15 protein-coding genes are annotated in these 15956 nt (G+C 43.4%); 7 read left to right on the top strand and 8 right to left on the bottom strand.

The genetic code is table 11. The features are described 5' to 3' along the window. Nucleotides 1–101: 101 nt before the first annotated feature. Nucleotides 102–281 (top strand): LytTR family DNA-binding domain-containing protein, encoded by a 180-nt coding sequence (locus tag FXV77_RS06095; protein WP_148918309.1) that lies wholly within the window; start codon nt 102–104, stop codon nt 279–281. Here the strand turns inward: FXV77_RS06095 and FXV77_RS06090 are convergent. The 3 genes from FXV77_RS06090 to FXV77_RS06080 form a co-directional block, all read right to left on the bottom strand. Further along, nucleotides 271–780 (bottom strand): lipocalin-like domain-containing protein, encoded by a 510-nt coding sequence (locus FXV77_RS06090; protein ID WP_187444025.1) that lies wholly within the window; start codon nt 778–780, stop codon nt 271–273. The genes FXV77_RS06095 and FXV77_RS06090 overlap by 11 nt on opposite strands. Before the next feature lie 223 nt (nt 781–1003). Beyond that, nucleotides 1004–1654: a hypothetical protein gene (locus tag FXV77_RS06085; protein WP_148918307.1), complete on the bottom strand. Its 651-nt coding sequence runs from the start codon at nt 1652–1654 to the stop codon at nt 1004–1006. Nucleotides 1655–1668: 14 nt separating this feature from the next. Next, nucleotides 1669–2013 (bottom strand): LytR/AlgR family response regulator transcription factor, encoded by a 345-nt coding sequence (locus tag FXV77_RS06080; protein WP_148918306.1) that lies wholly within the window; start codon nt 2011–2013, stop codon nt 1669–1671. A gap of 223 nt (nt 2014–2236) precedes the next feature. On the opposite strand from FXV77_RS06080, the gene FXV77_RS06075 reads away from it, so the two are divergent. Then, the gene (locus tag FXV77_RS06075) at nt 2237–4180 is read left to right on the top strand and encodes a tetratricopeptide repeat-containing sensor histidine kinase (RefSeq protein ID WP_148918305.1); all 1944 of its coding nucleotides are present in this window, start codon (nt 2237–2239) and stop codon (nt 4178–4180) included. A 217-nt stretch (nt 4181–4397) separates the two neighbouring features. Then, nucleotides 4398–5027 (top strand): response regulator, encoded by a 630-nt coding sequence (locus tag FXV77_RS06070; RefSeq protein ID WP_148918304.1) that lies wholly within the window; start codon nt 4398–4400, stop codon nt 5025–5027. On the opposite strand, the gene FXV77_RS06065 is transcribed toward FXV77_RS06070, so the two are convergent. Further along, entirely contained in the window at nt 5024–5620 is a 597-nt protein-coding gene (locus FXV77_RS06065) for a Crp/Fnr family transcriptional regulator (protein WP_148918303.1), read from the bottom strand. The two genes, FXV77_RS06070 and FXV77_RS06065, sit on opposite strands and share 4 nt — an antisense overlap. Nucleotides 5621–5758: 138 nt before the next feature. Here FXV77_RS06065 and FXV77_RS06060 point away from each other — a divergent pair, with 138 nt between their 5' ends. Further along, on the top strand, nt 5759–6481 hold the full coding sequence (locus FXV77_RS06060; protein WP_148918302.1) for a LytR/AlgR family response regulator transcription factor: 723 nt from the start codon (nt 5759–5761) through the stop codon (nt 6479–6481). A gap of 31 nt (nt 6482–6512) precedes the next feature. Here the strand turns inward: FXV77_RS06060 and FXV77_RS06055 are convergent, their stop codons facing one another. Beyond that, entirely contained in the window at nt 6513–7310 is a 798-nt protein-coding gene (locus FXV77_RS06055; RefSeq protein ID WP_148918301.1) for a hypothetical protein, read from the bottom strand. Between the two features lie 2 nt (nt 7311–7312). Next, a complete protein-coding gene (locus tag FXV77_RS06050; protein ID WP_148918300.1) occupies nt 7313–8011 on the bottom strand; it encodes a carboxypeptidase-like regulatory domain-containing protein in 699 nt (232 codons plus the stop codon). 192 nt (nt 8012–8203) lie between these two features. On the opposite strand from FXV77_RS06050, the gene FXV77_RS06045 reads away from it, so the two are divergent. Genes FXV77_RS06045 through FXV77_RS06035 form a run of 3 tightly spaced genes read left to right on the top strand, consistent with a single transcriptional unit; the run spans nt 8204 to nt 13347 of the window. Further along, the gene (locus FXV77_RS06045) at nt 8204–8722 is read left to right on the top strand and encodes a porin family protein (RefSeq protein ID WP_148918299.1); all 519 of its coding nucleotides are present in this window, start codon (nt 8204–8206) and stop codon (nt 8720–8722) included. Nucleotides 8723–8740: 18 nt separating this feature from the next. Then, on the top strand, nt 8741–11881 hold the full coding sequence (locus FXV77_RS06040; RefSeq protein ID WP_148918298.1) for a SusC/RagA family TonB-linked outer membrane protein: 3141 nt from the start codon (nt 8741–8743) through the stop codon (nt 11879–11881). Between the two features lie 11 nt (nt 11882–11892). Further along, nucleotides 11893–13347 (top strand): SusD/RagB family nutrient-binding outer membrane lipoprotein, encoded by a 1455-nt coding sequence (locus FXV77_RS06035; protein WP_148918297.1) that lies wholly within the window; start codon nt 11893–11895, stop codon nt 13345–13347. 102 nt (nt 13348–13449) lie between these two features. On the opposite strand, the gene FXV77_RS06030 is transcribed toward FXV77_RS06035, so the two are convergent. Continuing rightward, nucleotides 13450–14088 (bottom strand): gluconate 2-dehydrogenase subunit 3 family protein, encoded by a 639-nt coding sequence (locus FXV77_RS06030; RefSeq protein WP_148918296.1) that lies wholly within the window; start codon nt 14086–14088, stop codon nt 13450–13452. Between the two features lie 11 nt (nt 14089–14099). Continuing rightward, nucleotides 14100–15836 carry a GMC oxidoreductase gene (locus FXV77_RS06025; protein ID WP_148918295.1) on the bottom strand — a complete coding sequence of 579 codons (1737 nt, stop codon included), beginning with the start codon at nt 15834–15836 and terminating at the stop codon, nt 14100–14102. Nucleotides 15837–15956: the final 120 nt, after the last annotated feature.

Raw genomic sequence — 15956 nt, 5'->3', positions numbered from 1 at the left:
TTTTATAACTTTGCTATATTGAAAGCTACCATTTATATTTACCTGTCTTGTCCTAAAATAGCTTTACACTAAAATTCCTCAGCTCATTGGGTATCAAAGTTATGGCAGAGAAGTTCAATCCGCAAAAGTTCATTCGTATTCACCGTTCAACAATTGCACATTTGCATCATGTATGCGAGGTATATCGTGATATCGGTAAGACTTTTATAGTCATGAACAATGGTCCTGAGTTTAATGTGGGCAGAAGTTTCTTGCCACTGATCAAAAAGCTTATGGTCTAAGCGTATATACCGCCGTCATATCGTGCCATTGTTCATCGGTGGATTGAAAGCGATAGAGCAATATCAACCTATTTGCCGATGATTCGAGAACCTTAAACTCTTGTATATCGTCTTCGCCCTCGATGATAGTCAATTTCCGATCGGTATCGCTATAGCTCCATCTTCCGCCTTCATCAGAAGACTCTTCATCGCATAATTCGTCACCAAACACACGAATAAACTGGTTATCGCGCTGAAAAAGGAAACCATCGTCCTGTTCGCAGGCATCCAGTAGCGGAAATATATCCGTATCCGGAATCCCATCAAGATTCCAGTCTATCTCGGGAGCAATAGTCAGTCCTTTCATCTGCCAATTTTTGTCGGTAAACGATTCCGATTGTTTCAACGTACTGGCAGGCGCCTGACACGCACCGGAAAATAATAGCGCCAAGGCAACGGCTCCTGCAAATACGGTTTTTGTAGTGTTATTTTTCATTGGAATAATTTGTATGTTCTTCATATGCTCATTTTTTATCAAAAATGTATATCGTGTTCGTTTCATCTATAAAAGAAAGCCCCTACCTACTCCCTACAAGCAGGTAAGTTCTTTCCGTATCAACTAAACTAAACAAAAGCAAAAGTAGTCGTTTGGTCAATTGTAACATCAGAAAATCGATGAACGTCAATATAAGGCGACAAACACCCGAAATTAAGGTTAAATAATGCCAAACGTTATAGGATGGTTAGAAGTTCTTTGATTTCAAAATCCAATCTACGGGAAAATACACCAGTTCATTATTTTCATCGCGCGTATAGCCAACCGCGTCGGCTTTCAGCATACCCGCCAACAGGCTGATGAAAAAATTGGTATAATATCCCGGATGCGAAGAAGCCGTATGATGCACGGTATAGACATCAGTATATGTGGTACCTGCTATTTTCATGCTAACGTTCGCTTCCAGAATTTTGTAGCGTATATTGCCCGATAGTTCATCATCTTCGGGGTCTAAAGATGCCGGCACAAAATAATCCCAATGATCGCCTACTTTACAACCTTTGGTAAGCATCGTCAATTTAGCCGGGCTGTCCGGCCAGTCTGTCACCATCGTAAACATTGTTGCATCGGCAAACCAGTAGTGCTCCATCGCTGGCAAACCCGAATCGACAAAATCGAGCATCACCTTGTAATAATTCTCCTTCGTTTTGTCGGCAATTTTGTAACTTATTTCCGTTTCACCTTCGTCCGTCTTCAGCACGTAATTCCATTGATTGCCCACTTTCATAAATGGAAAAGTTTGCTCTGTCGGCAAAACCGGTTCCTTATCGCTGTCTTTACAAGCCACGAATAAAATTGCTGCGAACAGCCCTAAAAAGAATTTGTTGATGTGTTCCAATTTCTCTTGTTTTTTTAAATTATCAATTGTTTTAGTATTTCAAAATATTGTCGACTAACATTTATTTTGTAACCGTTCTCCAGCAACACACATGTTCGTCCGGCTTTTCGATAAAAACCTTGTACAAAATATAGATTGACTATAAACGAACGATGTATGCGGATGAACTTGGCAGGATCAAAACAGGTTGCAATCTGCCCAATGCCTAAGGAACTGAGGTGTTCGCCCGTATTGGTGAACAACACACAGTAATCACCTGCCGCTTTGACGTAGAGAATATCGGTTGTATACATCTTGACATATCCGTTCCCTTTCGCAATAAACAAAGCATGAGGATAGTTTGCCATTTGTGTTGTCATAAATTTATTAGCTTGACTTCGACAAAATTAGCCTGATCTTTGCCAGAAGAAAACAGGAGAACCCGGTATTTCCATAAACCCAGTAGTATTACGGAAGAGACTTAAACCTTATGAATACGAAATTTCATCGTCGCTATATGCATTCTAACGAAAAATAATACCGTTCATCGGTTTACAATGAAAAATATCCGAATCGTTCCCGAATTTCATCTAAAAAACAGCTATGCGCAACTTTTGTATTGTTTTGTTTTTATGGTTTCTCTTACCCCTATTGGTTCCTGCATCATCCTTGGTGATACGGGATACCACACGCGTTTTTAGGCTAGTAGAATTAGCCTTGGAACAGCATCGAAATGGTTCACCGGATTCGTCGGATTATTATTTTAAACAAGCGGATGCACTGGCCGACAAAATGAATTTTGAAAATGGCAAACTACATGTCGTGGGTAATTACAGCGTTTTTCTATACGGTCAGCTGCGTTATAGTGAGGCATTGCACTATGCTGAAAAAGCACTACAGATTAGCTTACGGCAGCATAACAATCCTAGAGCAGCAGCAGCATACAACACCATTGCTTTACAATATCAAGCACAGGGCAAACTAAAATATGCTGCCCAAAATCTGATGCTCGCCATTGCTATTTCATCGAAAATCAGCCAGCCAGTAGCTAAAGACCTATCCGACCGACGGAAATATCTAAACAACCTAAGTTCGTTGTTTCTCGATCTAAACGATATAGAAAAGGGACGCAGATATGCGCTGCAATCGTTAGAAATTGCCTTGCAACTCAAAGATACAATAGCGGCAGGCAACAGCCTGATCAATGTCATGGTTGCCGAAACCCTATCCGGAAACCTTACTGATGCCGAGAAATATGGCAAACAATACCTAACTATCGGTCGTTCGCATGGTGATATACAGATGCAAATCAAAGCACTCAATAATCTGGCCGATGTATATAGGCGCCAAAAACGTTATCCCATGGCGTTAGACAGCTACAACAAAGCGTTGGCCATACTGCCGGAAACCTTACCCGGCAACAAAGTCTATAGCCTATCAGGCATTTCCACCGTATTCAAAGAAATGGGCGACATCAAAAGAGCCGAAGTCTACTTTGAAAAAGCATTCCTAATTGCCGAACAGGAACTCGGGCGGACGCAGCTTATCGACATGTACCTGGCAGGAGCCGAAATTAAAGAAGCTCTCGGCGACTACCGCAAAGCGTTGACTTTCCGAAAAGAACATGAACGGCTGAATGATTCCTTGCGTAATCAAGAAGCTCAACAGACGATACAGGAACTGGAAGTGCAATACCAAACGGCACAAAACAAGAAAACAATCGCCGAACGAGACCTAAAAATTGTAGAACAAGGTGCGGAATTGGATCGGAAAAACAAATGGATCATTATATACATTGCCCTGATAACCGTATTGGTATTGAGTTTTATTTTCATCAGATTAATCCAAATGCAAAAGCGAAAAACAGCATCGATAGAACAAAAAAGGAAACTCCTCGAAGCACAACTAAAAGGTGAAGAAAAAGAACGTGCGCGAACAGCCAAAGAGCTGCACGATGGCGTAGCCAGCATTCTATCGGCCGCCAAACTGCACATAAACAGTATCCACCAATCCACACCGGTTTACAGTGAACTGAACCAACTCTTAGAAATTGCCGTGCAGGAAATACGCAACATATCTCATAATTTAGCTCCCGAAATGATCTTGCAAGAAGGCTTAGCGTACGCTATCCGGTCGTTTTGCCACAGAATCAACAGATCCGACATCCGAATAGACTGTTACCTCCTCGGTGAAATACCCTCGCTACGCAAAAACAGTCAACTACTCATCTATCGCATTGTGCAGGAGGCCGTTACAAACATTCTAAAACATGCCGAAGCATCCGAAGCTATCATCCAGCTCGTGGGAGAAGATGACCGGCTGTTGATCACCATCGAAGACAACGGTAAAGGTTTTGATTTCAAACAAATTCAGTCACAAGGAATCGGATTCCGCAATTTGCATGCACGCGTTAAAATGCTGCGTGGCGACCTTGACATACGTTCAGTAATCGGAAACGGAACTTCCGTTTTCATCGAAATCGATTGTAGCAAAAATAAGAAAAGTAAACGCGAGAAGACCTCTCGACACATCGCAACATCATCCTAAACAAATATTGCGTAATAATACGGTAGAATGTCTTCAAGAATATACTTTTTTTTTACGTAAGAAATACCCACGATTGACAAAACACAAACACCGATGAAAATAATCTGGGTTCGCCAGCTGACGGATGGCCATTATAAGACAAAATGCGAAGCATTCATGAATACAATTGGATACAAAAACGAATGAATAATTATTCACATATGAAATCGGACAGCATATGATAACAATAGGAATCGCAGACGATCATACGTTGATCATCAACGGAATTATACAAATGTTGCGGTCAGAACCTCGATATGAAATCTTGTTTTCCGCACAAAATGGATCTGCACTGCTGGCGGCCTTAACGCAGCATCAGCCGGATGTGCTGCTACTCGATATTGAACTGCCAGACAACGACGGAATCTCACTGTGCGGGCAAATCAAAGAGCAATATCCGCAGGTGCCCATTATTGCATTGACCAATCATGATGAGATCGTTTATGTACGGAAGATGATACGCAGCGGAGCAAATGGGTATCTGCTGAAAGGTACAGGTAAGGAGCAACTGATACAGGCAATGGAGGCTGTGTTGGCGGGCGAACAATTTATTGACCGGCAGATCGAACAAACTATTTTACAGCAGACCATCAGTGGTAGAAAGGCCGCAGTCAACGTGAAATTGACAAACAGAGAATTGGAGATTCTGTCGTTCATTGCGCACGAATATTCCAATCAGGAGATTGCGGATCGTTTGTTTTTGAGTGTCAGAACTGTAGAATCACATCGGCACAGCCTAAACCAGAAGCTCAATATCAAAACCACAGCAGGATTAGTCAAAGAAGCGTATTTGCGTGGATTGATTTAGCTTTTCTTCCCTATATTTTTGCGGATTCTGCTCAGACTGTCCTGATGAATGTTGAGCAACGAAGCAATATATTTCAATGGTACATGCTGTATAATCCTGGGTTGTGTATCCAGCAAGTGCAGATAACGCTCCTCCGCAGTCATGCAAATAGCATTGACCTGGTTGTCTTGCAGCCACGTCAGCAAACGATCCATCACGGCAAGCTCCATGTTGTAGAGTTTGGGGAGCTGTTTTTTCAGCTCCAGAATAGTGGGTTTATCCCATATCAAAACGTCGATTTCCGTTAGCGACTCGACGGCACAGGTCGAGATTTGCCCACTCTGAATATACAAGGGTGTAGACAGAAAAAATGGAAAAGAAGTCATACCCAACGTATAATCAGTATCATTGTGCACTCGGTATAATCGGGCAATGCCACTGCTCAGAAAATAAAGTGTATCGGTAGTCTTCCCCTGCTCCATCACAATGGTATGTGGCGGAAGAATCCGATGGGAGGTATGCTGCCGGATAATATCAAACTCGACACGCGTGAAATGAATGTCATATTCATCGGCAACACGACAAACCTGTTCAAAATGATCTGGCGAAATCATATTTGTACAAAATTTAGTAGTTAACAAGAGCCTAAGTTAGCAAAAAAACAACTCTCTTCCCTTACTTTCTGACAAATGTCGGATCTAACACGATGTTTATCTCTTTATTTTTGGCGGTGAACAGTAGTAAATTACATCATGAAGAAGAAAACCGTATTGATCGCCGATAAAGACAGAGCTTGTCGCGGACAACTCATCGAAAAGCTAAAACAATTGGAATTTCACGCCGTATTCTGGGAGTGTGAAAATGGTATCGAAGCACGCAAATATATTGATACTTTAATGCCTGATGTGGCATTCATCAATGTGAAATTGCCCGGTATCAACGGCTTTGAAGTGTTGGAAAAAACCATGCACCTCCCCGACGTAATTCTACTGTCTGACTCTCCCGACGCTGCGTGGCGGGCTTTTGAATATGGTGTTTCCGACTATCTCTTGAAGCCGCTTTCAGAGTATCGCCTACTAATGGCTTTGCAACGGTTGCAGCTCGCGCAGAAAGTGGCGGAGTCACTCATGGTAAAAGAAACAGCAAATTTCCCCGTCCGTATTCTGGCGGAAAGAGGAAGCCGGCTCACCAGCATACAGGTAGCTGACATTACCCACCTGAAAGCCGAAAAGGATTACACTTGGATACACACTATCCATAATGAAACTTTCCTGAGCAATTACGGTATCGGCAAGTTTGTGCACAAGTTAGACCCACAATTGTTTATGCGGGTGCATCGTTCGTATATTATCAACGTCAACTATATACAAGAACTGTATAAAGACATCAGCCGGCTGTTTATCACACTTCCCAATAATATCGAAGTCACCGTCAGTCGTCAATATCTCCCAGGGATTAAAGCACTCATGGTTTGAGAAACACGTTCATTCCAATAAATAATATGGCCTACCGATAAGATTTCAATTCCTTTTGTAACTTATCGAGCTCTCCTTTGGTAATACCATGACCATCCGTTATCTTCCATATCAACTCCTGAGTATGATCGTGTATTTTCATCCAGGTTGGTGGTTCATAACCCGGTTCATGTGCTTCCACAGGGTCCCAATGCTGGGTAATTTTTAACCCCGGATAATCTTCCAGCAAATCAACAAGTTTCAACAGATTTGCATCGTTTGTAACCACAAAATCCTGATAATTATTGCGCGAAATAGGATATCGTTGCTCTGCACCCTGATTGTCATACCAAGGCATAGAGCGGTCTTTGTTCAGGCAAGCCATGCCAATGTAAATGGTGGTTGTATCCCTGCCCCCTCCAATTCGTTCTGTTGGTGGTACCGGGATCAGATATTTTCCAATACTCAGTCCGTTTTGCTTATCGTGATCGATACTCGTAACCACTAATCCGGGTGGAAATTCCACTATAATTGGCGGCGTTCCCGGCATCTTGTCATTCACTAGGTTGACATCTACATAAAAAGAATTGGCATGTGCATGCAGCTTGCGGATGTCCGGATTAAATGGATGGTGATTCCGTTCGACAATCCGTACGCCTTCGGGCAAGACAATAGGCGTTCCTGCCGGAATTCCGTCGCTACGCCCTAAACCGGGATGCTCTTTAGAAGATGAGATAACGATGGTTAGGTCATCCTGTGTTATAACAAGATCATCTCCGCCTTGCGAATCGCCACAAGCCGATAACAGCACAATCGATAAAAAGGCGAAAATAAAAGCTATTTTATTCATGATTACTGGTTATATTCTATTTTAAAACAGTTATCGCAATTACCGGCGATTTGCGGTTCGAAGTCAAATATTAGTTCTTCTTTAAACGTCTCCTCTGTATTCCACGGTCGGAGTTTCAGCTTATCGGGGCCGTACTGTGCCGTCACCTTATACCTGCCAATCGGCAAGTCTAGAATCTGATAACCATCTGTCGCCGAGCGAAACAAAACACCACCTTCAGAGCCATCAATCAGCATACCTTGTGGCTCAAACCGAAAGGCTATTTTCGTCACATCCAGATACACCCCCGGAAAATTATCGATGGTTACCACTCCGCCATAATAACCAGACAGCGGCTCCGGCTTGGCACCCGTTAATTGCCAGACAAAGTTTCTTGTTGCCCCCTCCCCTCCAAAACCAATCGCATTGTCCGGATGCAGATAAATCCGGTATTGCCGACCGTTATAAACCGGAGCATGGATAGCAAAAGCATACCACGAACCTGTCGGGATATGTATTTTATACCGGCCATCTGCATCCGTCTTCGTTGACAGATTACTATTAAAGAAGATGCTATTGTCTATGATAATCTGTACCCCCGGAATAGCTGTCCCATCGGCATTCTGAACATATCCCTCTATCATTCCTGCAGACGAATCCTCTTTCTTATCTCCTGAACATGACAGGCTCAAAAGCAAAAAAAACCAAATATATCGTTTCATATCTGCAAAGTTATCCAGGAGTTACATGGTTTTCCCCCGTATTGCTGATGAACAGCGCAAATACGTAGTTCTACGTAGCAATCCGTTACGGCACTACGGGAATGAACGGATTGAAGATATTCCGTATTACTACCGAAGAAACAGGAAATTGTCAACACTAATTTTGATCTCAACATTTAAACAAAATAGAATATGATTGAAAAGATTAAAAACATCACATTGATTCTACTGATATGCATGATGTATGCCATGGATTCCTGTTCACAATCGTTCCCTAAAGGCGAAAAGACAGTCAATATCGGAATCGGAATCGGCGGTGGGATAGGTGTTCCTGTAGGTATAAGCTATGAACAGGCAATAACCGACCGCATCAGTGTCGGCGGTTATCTGGCATACGCCCAGGAAAAAGAGACGTATGGGGGCATAGGCGATTGGAAATACACCTATATTCTGGCCGCAGCAAGAGGATCTTATCATTTTAAAGTAGATTCTGACAAATTCGATCCTTATGGTGGGTTGATGCTTGGTTACAACATCGCCTCTGTAAAATGGGACGGCAGCAGGGCAGAGCCCATATCGTCCTCTGCCGGTGGCGTACTGTGGGGCATACATATAGGTTCGAAGTATTGGTTTACGGAAAAGATCGGTGCTTTTGCTGAACTGGGCTACGGAGCCAGCGTACTGAGTGCCGGTTTGTCTTTCCGCCTGTAAAAAGGATAGAGGTATAACATGGACAAAAAATTACTCCCTTTATTATTTATGATAACCTGCCTAATCGGGGGGGCCTTCGCACAAACCCGACAAATACGCGGTAAAGTAACTTCTGCAGTCGATGGAAATCCGCTATTAGGGGTATCCGTAGCTATCTTTGGCACGTCACAGGTAACGCAGACCGATGGCACAGGAAATTATGCTGTTCAGGTTTCCGGAAACGATCCCATACTGGTATTTTCTTACATGGGATATGCTGGTCAACGGGTACATGTTAGCAATCAGTCGGTGGTCAATGTACAATTGGCTGCTGACTCCGAAACGCTGGATGAAGTCGTTGTAACAGCAATGGGTATCGAGAGACAATCCAAATCGTTGGGCTATAGTGCTTCTATACTCAATGCCGATGAATTAACAAAAGCCAGAGAAACCAATCTTATTAATGCGTTGGCGGGAAAGGCCCCTGGCGTACGTATCAGTTCACAATCGGGAACCGTTGGAGGGTCAAGTAAAATTGTTATCCGTGGCGTAAACTCACTAGATGGCAGCACCCCATTGTGGGTAATCGACGGGACGCCCGTGACCGATGGCACTTCGGCGGGCGGAACTACAGCACGCAATATTGATTTTGGGAATAGAATAGGCGATATTAGTTCGGACGATATTGCGTCACTTACGGTCCTCAAAGGAGCCGCAGCTACAGCCTTGTATGGATCGCGGGCAAAGGATGGCGCGATTATCGTTACGACGAAAAAGGGAACCGGAGGAGGATCTCCATCAGTTACAGTAAGTTCTTCTATGCGATTTGACAACCCCTTGCTTCTTCCGGACTTTCAGAACGATTATGCCCAAGGAAATTTCGACTCCGGTATAGGAGAATATGTATATAATATGCGGTACCTGAACGGATGGGGGCCGAAAATCACTGGTCAAACCGTAAAAGATTTCTTAGGCCGTGATGTTCAACTCCACGCGTATCCCAATAATGTAAAGGACTATTTCAATACCGGATATTCCAATATCAATAATGTAAGTATTGCAGGTGGGACTGAATCATCGGATTATCGATTGGGTTTGACGCATACGGGTGAAAAAGGGATAATCCCGAACAGCGAATTAAAAAGATACAATCTGTCGTTAAATGCGGGAAACCAGTTTTCTGAAAAATTATCATCGCGATTTAGCGGAACATACGCGCGTATAGATGCCGCAGGAAGACCTGCGCAAAGCTCCAACAACCCAAACATTTTGCTGTCTTCAGTCTATTCTATTCCACGTGTGGTTGACATCAACGACCTCAAAAACAATTTTGAAGATCCTCTTACCGGAGAGCAGATTTTTCTCGGTTCATTAAAGGACGGTAACAACCCTTATTGGATTATGAACTACAATACAAATGATAATGTTGTTGATAGATTCTATGGCAGCTATAATCTGACGTACAAACCTGTTGACTGGATAACGATATCCAATAATCTGGGGGGAGATATTACACTTGAAAAAAGAAGCAGTGTGGTTAGAAAAGGTACAGCCAGTGTAGTTAATGGAGCGTTCTACAATACGGAGTTATTCAGCAGACAGATAAACAACGACCTTATCGTCACTGTTAGTCAAGACAATTTGGTGGATGATTTCAAATTTAGTTTGATGTTGGGCAACAACATTAACGACAGACAATCGGAGTCTACACTGATAACAGCCACAAATCTGACAATAGATCAATTATGGAATTACCCGAATGCCGCAAATACGGTTCCATCGAGAGCGTACAGCAAGAGACGTATAGTCGGCGTGTTCGGCGACTTGGGAATGTCATACAAGGATTATCTATTTTTGAACGTGACCGGCCGAAACGACTGGAGCTCTACGCTCCCATTGCATAGCCGTTCTTATTTCTATCCTTCTGCCAGCGGTTCGTTTATCTTCTCGGATGCCTTTGAAGAGGAGCTGCCTGCGTGGTTAAGCTATGGTAAATTAAGAGCCAGCTGGGCGCAGGTCGGGAGTGACATGGACGCCTATCAGTTAGATTACCAATATACTCCGGTTTCACAAGTGTTTTTGCAGTTTCACGGCAATTCAAATATTTTCCCATTTGGACCTATAGAGACTGCATTTACCGGGCCGAGAATATTGCCAAATTATGACTTGGTACCGCAAAGGCAAAACTCGTTTGAAATCGGCGCTGAACTGAGTTTTTTGCAAAACCGGATCGGAGTTGATTTTAATTACTATAACAGTGCTACAAAAGATCAGCTTATCCCCATTGATGTGGCCATATCAACCGGCTATTTCTCAAAATACGTTAACGTAGGTCTGGTGAGAAACAAGGGTATAGAAGTTGCTTTCAACCTGGTGCCCGTAAAGACTATAAATTTTAACTGGGGTATTGATTTTAACTTCTCCAAAAATACCCAGATAGTAGAGGAACTTACAGATGAATTGCCTGAATATAGTGCCGCTTCGGGGTGGAGTGGTTTGCAAATCAAAGCTGAAAAAGGAAAATCTTTCGGACTTTACGGAAAAGCGTTTCAGCGTGACGCAGAGACAGGGAAGTATATTGTAGATGCAGATAACGGACTGCGATTAACAGAAGACAATAAGCGTCTGGGCAACCTTTATCCAGACTGGATGCTGGGAATCAACACCAATTTTAACTATAAATCATTCACCGTAAGTGGTCTGGTTGATATCCGGCATGGAGGTTCATTCTATTCTGGTACTGTTGAGGGATTAAGAACTTCGGGTATGGCCAAAGAAACCGGTGGCGACAGGTCGCAGCCAATTATCGACGATGCGTTGGTTGATAAAGGAAATGGTTTGGTTCAGAATGATGTTCCTGTGGAAAGCCATCAGCTTTTTTGGTCAGAAAATTACAAAGCGGCCAATACCGAGGCCAATATCTTTGATGCTTCTTATATCAAATTACGTGAACTGCGTGTCTCCTACGCCTTGCCAAACCGCCTGTTATCTGGCCAGAAAGTTTTTAAATCTGCGGAAATCGGAGTAGAGGGCAGAAACCTCTGGCTGATCAAGAGTGAAGTGCCTCACGTCGATCCGGAATCCAACTTTTTCGGAGCAGGTAGCGTAGGCGAAGCTGTTGAATTTTATAATGTGCCATCTGCAAGATCGTTTGGAGTAAATGTCCGTTTGACTTTTTAATTAATTTGGAAATGAGATTTATAACGAAAAGAATAGGGTGTTCGTTCATTATAGGAGCGTTACTTCTCTCCAACACCTCCTGTAATGATTATCTGGATATCAATAAAAGTCCGCTGACGGCAACGGAAATCGATCCATCCTTAGTTTTTGGATATGCCGTCACCGCGTGGGATGCGAATAAAAATAGTGGTGATGGCTGGCTTCCGGTCGGACTGATGGCGCAAAACCTCGCCAGTGGCGGAAACTTCGGTTGGGGTCGGGAAAATGTGTATGATATTAGTGTCTATTCCCTTGGAAATACGTGGAAAACCTATTATAGCACCGGGGGCAATAACTTGATGCAAGCCATAAAAATTGCAGAAAGTGCCGATCCTGTACAGAACAACGCAGCTGCACAAAGCAAAATTGTGCTTGCCCAGTTTATATATGAGGCAACGGCCCTGTACGGTGATGTCCCATTCTCTGAAGCCTGGAATCCGGAGGAGTTTCCTTATCCCAAGTATGACAATCAGAAGGATGTTCTTTATGGCATCGTCCGCTTATTGGACGAAGCTATTGCGCAGATAGAGGAAGATAATGTTCTAAAGATCAAAGATTATGATATTTACTATAATGGGGAGATGTCCCAGTGGAAAAAACTTGCTAATTCTATCAAATTCAAGGTCTTTATGTTGATGGTCGATGCAGAGCCTACCGTTGCTGAGCAGATAGGTCAGTTACTGAGCGCTGATAATATGATTTCCTCTACTGCCGACAGTTGGATACACAAGTATTACGAAAGGGAGAACAACGAGAATCCTAAATTTCGATTACTCAAAGATTTTAATAGTGGCGTAAACAATTGGTTTTTCGCGAACACGAATGTACTCAACTATATGCATATTAATGACCCCAGGATTCCCTTGTATTTTGATGCCGGTGAAGCAGCCAATGGTGAATTTATAGCGGTTGGAACAAATTTAGACGCTAGTGAAGAGACTGCTACTATTTCTGCAAAGCTATATAGAGCCGATGCTCCATCTGTAATATTGTCGTATCATGAGTTACTGTTGCTGCAAGCCGAAGCGTATGCTAGAGGATTGGGCGTAACACAAGATTTAACGAAAGCCGACGAACTTTATAAAGAAGGTGTAAAGCAAGCTTGTATATTCTACGGTGCTTCAGTAAGCGACGCCACCAGCTTTGTGTCCGAGGATTTAGAAAGTCTGGTATCTACCACCAATCCATTGAATGAAATACATATACAACAATGGATCGATTTCATGGACAGACCACAAGATGCGTTTATACAGTGGAGAAGATCCGGTCCTGAAGGGCAGGAAGTCCCGATTCTTTCACTTCCCTCTGGAGCTCCTGCCGGTCCGCTTATTCGCAGATGGACATTGTCTCCGGATGAGACAGCCGCGAATCCGAATATTCCTAATCCGCAACCCAGGTATAGCGACAAAATGTGGTTCGATTTGTAACCGTTAACTTTTACAAAGCCCGGCCTGTTTATGGCCGGGCTTATATGGAACACACGCTATACAGTTATTGTAACAATCTGTCTATGAGAATTATAAGCTATACTATCCAAAAAAGTTTTCGGGGTTGAATCCGTGCTCCTTCAAAACGTCTTCCGGAACACCGTTCCACACACCGGGTCTATTCCCCACATAGCCGATATCTTTGACACCCAATTCGGTGGTATAGAATCCTGAGGCTGTCAAGTTACGTATCAAAGAGAAAAATGCCACCCCTTGTTGCATTTCTGGCTTTGCCTTATCAGGATATGCAATCTCGTCGATAAGTTCAATCTGCTGCTCTTCAGTACATTTTATAAACGCATTCCCATATCGTTTTTGGCATTGCACATCCATCCATTTCAACCCACCACGCATGGGGATTTTGTTAGAGGGAAGATCCTTTACGATAAATTCGATAAAGTCCGGCACGCCTGCTTCTGAGGCACTGCCCGATACATCATCCTTTGGAATAATAATATCTGCTAATACCGTAATGGTCGCCATTTCGTGGTCTGTAAAAAACCTTTCTTCTAATAATTTTTGCGTTCGCTCATGTTCCCAATCTTCTACGCCCGGCAACTTATCAGAAGTCTCGTTGGCGATTCTTGCTTCTTTCGCATGTTCTCCATTACAAGCTGTCGCTAAAACACCCGCTCCTGCGGCAAGCAAACCTAATGCTTTAAGAGATTCTCTTCTATTCATGTCTTTTTCGATTAGCCGTTTAACTTTTTCTTCTCTTCCAATATGTATTCTGCTGTCCGCATTGACATTGCTAAGATGGTCCAAGTTAGATTTTTGTCACCTTGTTGCACAAAAGGACCTGCATCCACCACATACAAATTCTTACAATCATGCGCTTGTCCCCATTTATTCAATACAGAAGCTTTCGGATCATTTCCCATACGGGTGGTACCTCCTTCGTGGATAATTACGCCCGGGGCTTCCAAACCATATTTTGTTTCTGGCCCCTGCTCGTCCGACAAAACAATAGCACCCATCTCATGCATGACAGACTTGAATGTCTCTTGCATGTGTTTGGCTTGTTCTACTTCTTCATTCGCCCATTTGTAATGGAAACGCAATACGGGAATACCATATTTATCTACTCGTGTGGGATCTATTTCACAATAGTTATCCTTTCTTGCCAAGGCCGTACCGCGTCCAGCCATTCCGATGGATGCTCCATAAAAGCGGCGATAATCTTGCTTGAGCAATGTGCCGTATCCGCCGCTATCTCGTGATTCTCCATTCTTTCCCGCCACCATTCCAACGGCACCAGGAACCCAGTTCAAGAATCCATACCCCGGCATATTCAAGCCACTGCCATATTCTATATGATAGCCTCTCGGGAAAGTCAGTTTTTTATTGTCTTCCCACCAAGGAGAATAAATATGCACGCTGCCTACGCCATCTTCGTTATAACGTTTCCTGTCAAGTAATTGAGGTAAAAATCCCCAAGCGCTTGATCCTGTCGAGTCGTGTAAATACCTTCCCACCAGACCAGTGCTGTTAGCAAGTCCACCGGGGTGAGTGGATGATTTGGAGTTCAGCATAATGCGTGCACTTTCACAGGCACTCGCACCCAGAATAACCGTTTTTCCTCTGACGGCATATTCTTGTAAGCTCTTCGTATCCACATAAGAAACACCGGTCGCCAATCCCTCATCATTCGTGAGTACTTCGCGAACCATAGCATTGTCTATCACTTTTAGATTTCCAGTCTTCATTGCCGGGATGACCAAGCAGGAAGAGGAAGAAAAATCGCCATAAACCTTGCAAGCCCTTCCACACTGACCACAATAGAAACATGTTCCACGTCCTTTGATCTCTGGAGAAGATTCGGTCAAAACTGCACCTCGTCCGGGAATTACCGGAACACCTGCTTTTTTTGCACCTCGAGCAATGTAAAGTTCACCCAAACGGGGTTTCGGAGGCTTCATAAAGATACCATCCGGCTCATTTCGTATACCTTCTACCGTTCCGTATATACCAATCATACGGTCTACACGATCATAAAATGGTTTAACCTCTTCATACGTAATTGGCCACTCCTCTGTGAGTCCATCCGTTGGCTTGAAATCGTCCGGACCCATCCGTAAAGAAATACGTCCCCAGTGATTGGTTCGACCACCAAGCATACGGGCACGAAACCATTCAAATTCTGTTCCCTTTACCGTTGTATAAGGTTCTCCATCTAATTGCCAACCGCCATAAGCGGCGTCAAAGTCGCCAAACGGACGAGTCGTTCCTGCTCCTCTACGGGGCGACTCCCAAGGCCACCGCAACTGCAATGCGTCTTTTGCAGGATCCCAAAACGGTCCAGCTTCCAACATCAATACCTTAAGTCCAGCATGGGCTAAGATATAACCCGCCATACCACCACCAGCTCCAGAACCCACAACAATAGCGTCATAAACTTCCGGACTTTCTTTTATTTGATAGTCAACCATGTTTCTTTACTCTCTCTTAAATCTAAACGGCAGGAAAGAATACTCCTCTCAGCATTCCGACCGTACAAATACATTAATTTAGTTTAGCCGCAACCAAAGTAAAAAAAAAATCTAATTTGA

The sequence above is a fragment of the Sphingobacterium phlebotomi genome (assembly GCF_008180195.1).
Taxonomy (GTDB): Bacteria; Bacteroidota; Bacteroidia; order Sphingobacteriales; family Sphingobacteriaceae; genus Sphingobacterium; species Sphingobacterium phlebotomi.
The sequence above is the reverse complement of the archived record's forward strand: the minus strand, read 5'-3'. Positions and strand labels throughout refer to the sequence as shown.

Excerpts from the sequence above, each read along its gene's own strand:
- FXV77_RS06095 (WP_148918309.1), top strand. The coding sequence starts at position 102 with ATGGCAGAGAAGTTCAATCCGCAAAAGTTCATTCGTATTCACCGTTCA.
- FXV77_RS06090 (WP_187444025.1), bottom strand. The coding sequence starts at position 780 with ATGAAGAACATACAAATTATTCCAATGAAAAATAACACTACAAAAACC.
- FXV77_RS06080 (WP_148918306.1), bottom strand. The coding sequence starts at position 2,013 with ATGACAACACAAATGGCAAACTATCCTCATGCTTTGTTTATTGCGAAA.
- FXV77_RS06075 (WP_148918305.1), top strand. The coding sequence starts at position 2,237 with ATGCGCAACTTTTGTATTGTTTTGTTTTTATGGTTTCTCTTACCCCTA.
- FXV77_RS06070 (WP_148918304.1), top strand. The coding sequence starts at position 4,398 with ATGATAACAATAGGAATCGCAGACGATCATACGTTGATCATCAACGGA.
- FXV77_RS06065 (WP_148918303.1), bottom strand. The coding sequence starts at position 5,620 with ATGATTTCGCCAGATCATTTTGAACAGGTTTGTCGTGTTGCCGATGAA.
- FXV77_RS06060 (WP_148918302.1), top strand. The coding sequence starts at position 5,759 with ATGAAGAAGAAAACCGTATTGATCGCCGATAAAGACAGAGCTTGTCGC.
- FXV77_RS06055 (WP_148918301.1), bottom strand. The coding sequence starts at position 7,310 with ATGAATAAAATAGCTTTTATTTTCGCCTTTTTATCGATTGTGCTGTTA.
- FXV77_RS06050 (WP_148918300.1), bottom strand. The coding sequence starts at position 8,011 with ATGAAACGATATATTTGGTTTTTTTTGCTTTTGAGCCTGTCATGTTCA.
- FXV77_RS06045 (WP_148918299.1), top strand. The coding sequence starts at position 8,204 with ATGATTGAAAAGATTAAAAACATCACATTGATTCTACTGATATGCATG.
- FXV77_RS06040 (WP_148918298.1), top strand. The coding sequence starts at position 8,741 with ATGGACAAAAAATTACTCCCTTTATTATTTATGATAACCTGCCTAATC.
- FXV77_RS06035 (WP_148918297.1), top strand. The coding sequence starts at position 11,893 with ATGAGATTTATAACGAAAAGAATAGGGTGTTCGTTCATTATAGGAGCG.
- FXV77_RS06030 (WP_148918296.1), bottom strand. The coding sequence starts at position 14,088 with ATGAATAGAAGAGAATCTCTTAAAGCATTAGGTTTGCTTGCCGCAGGA.
- FXV77_RS06025 (WP_148918295.1), bottom strand. The coding sequence starts at position 15,836 with ATGGTTGACTATCAAATAAAAGAAAGTCCGGAAGTTTATGACGCTATT.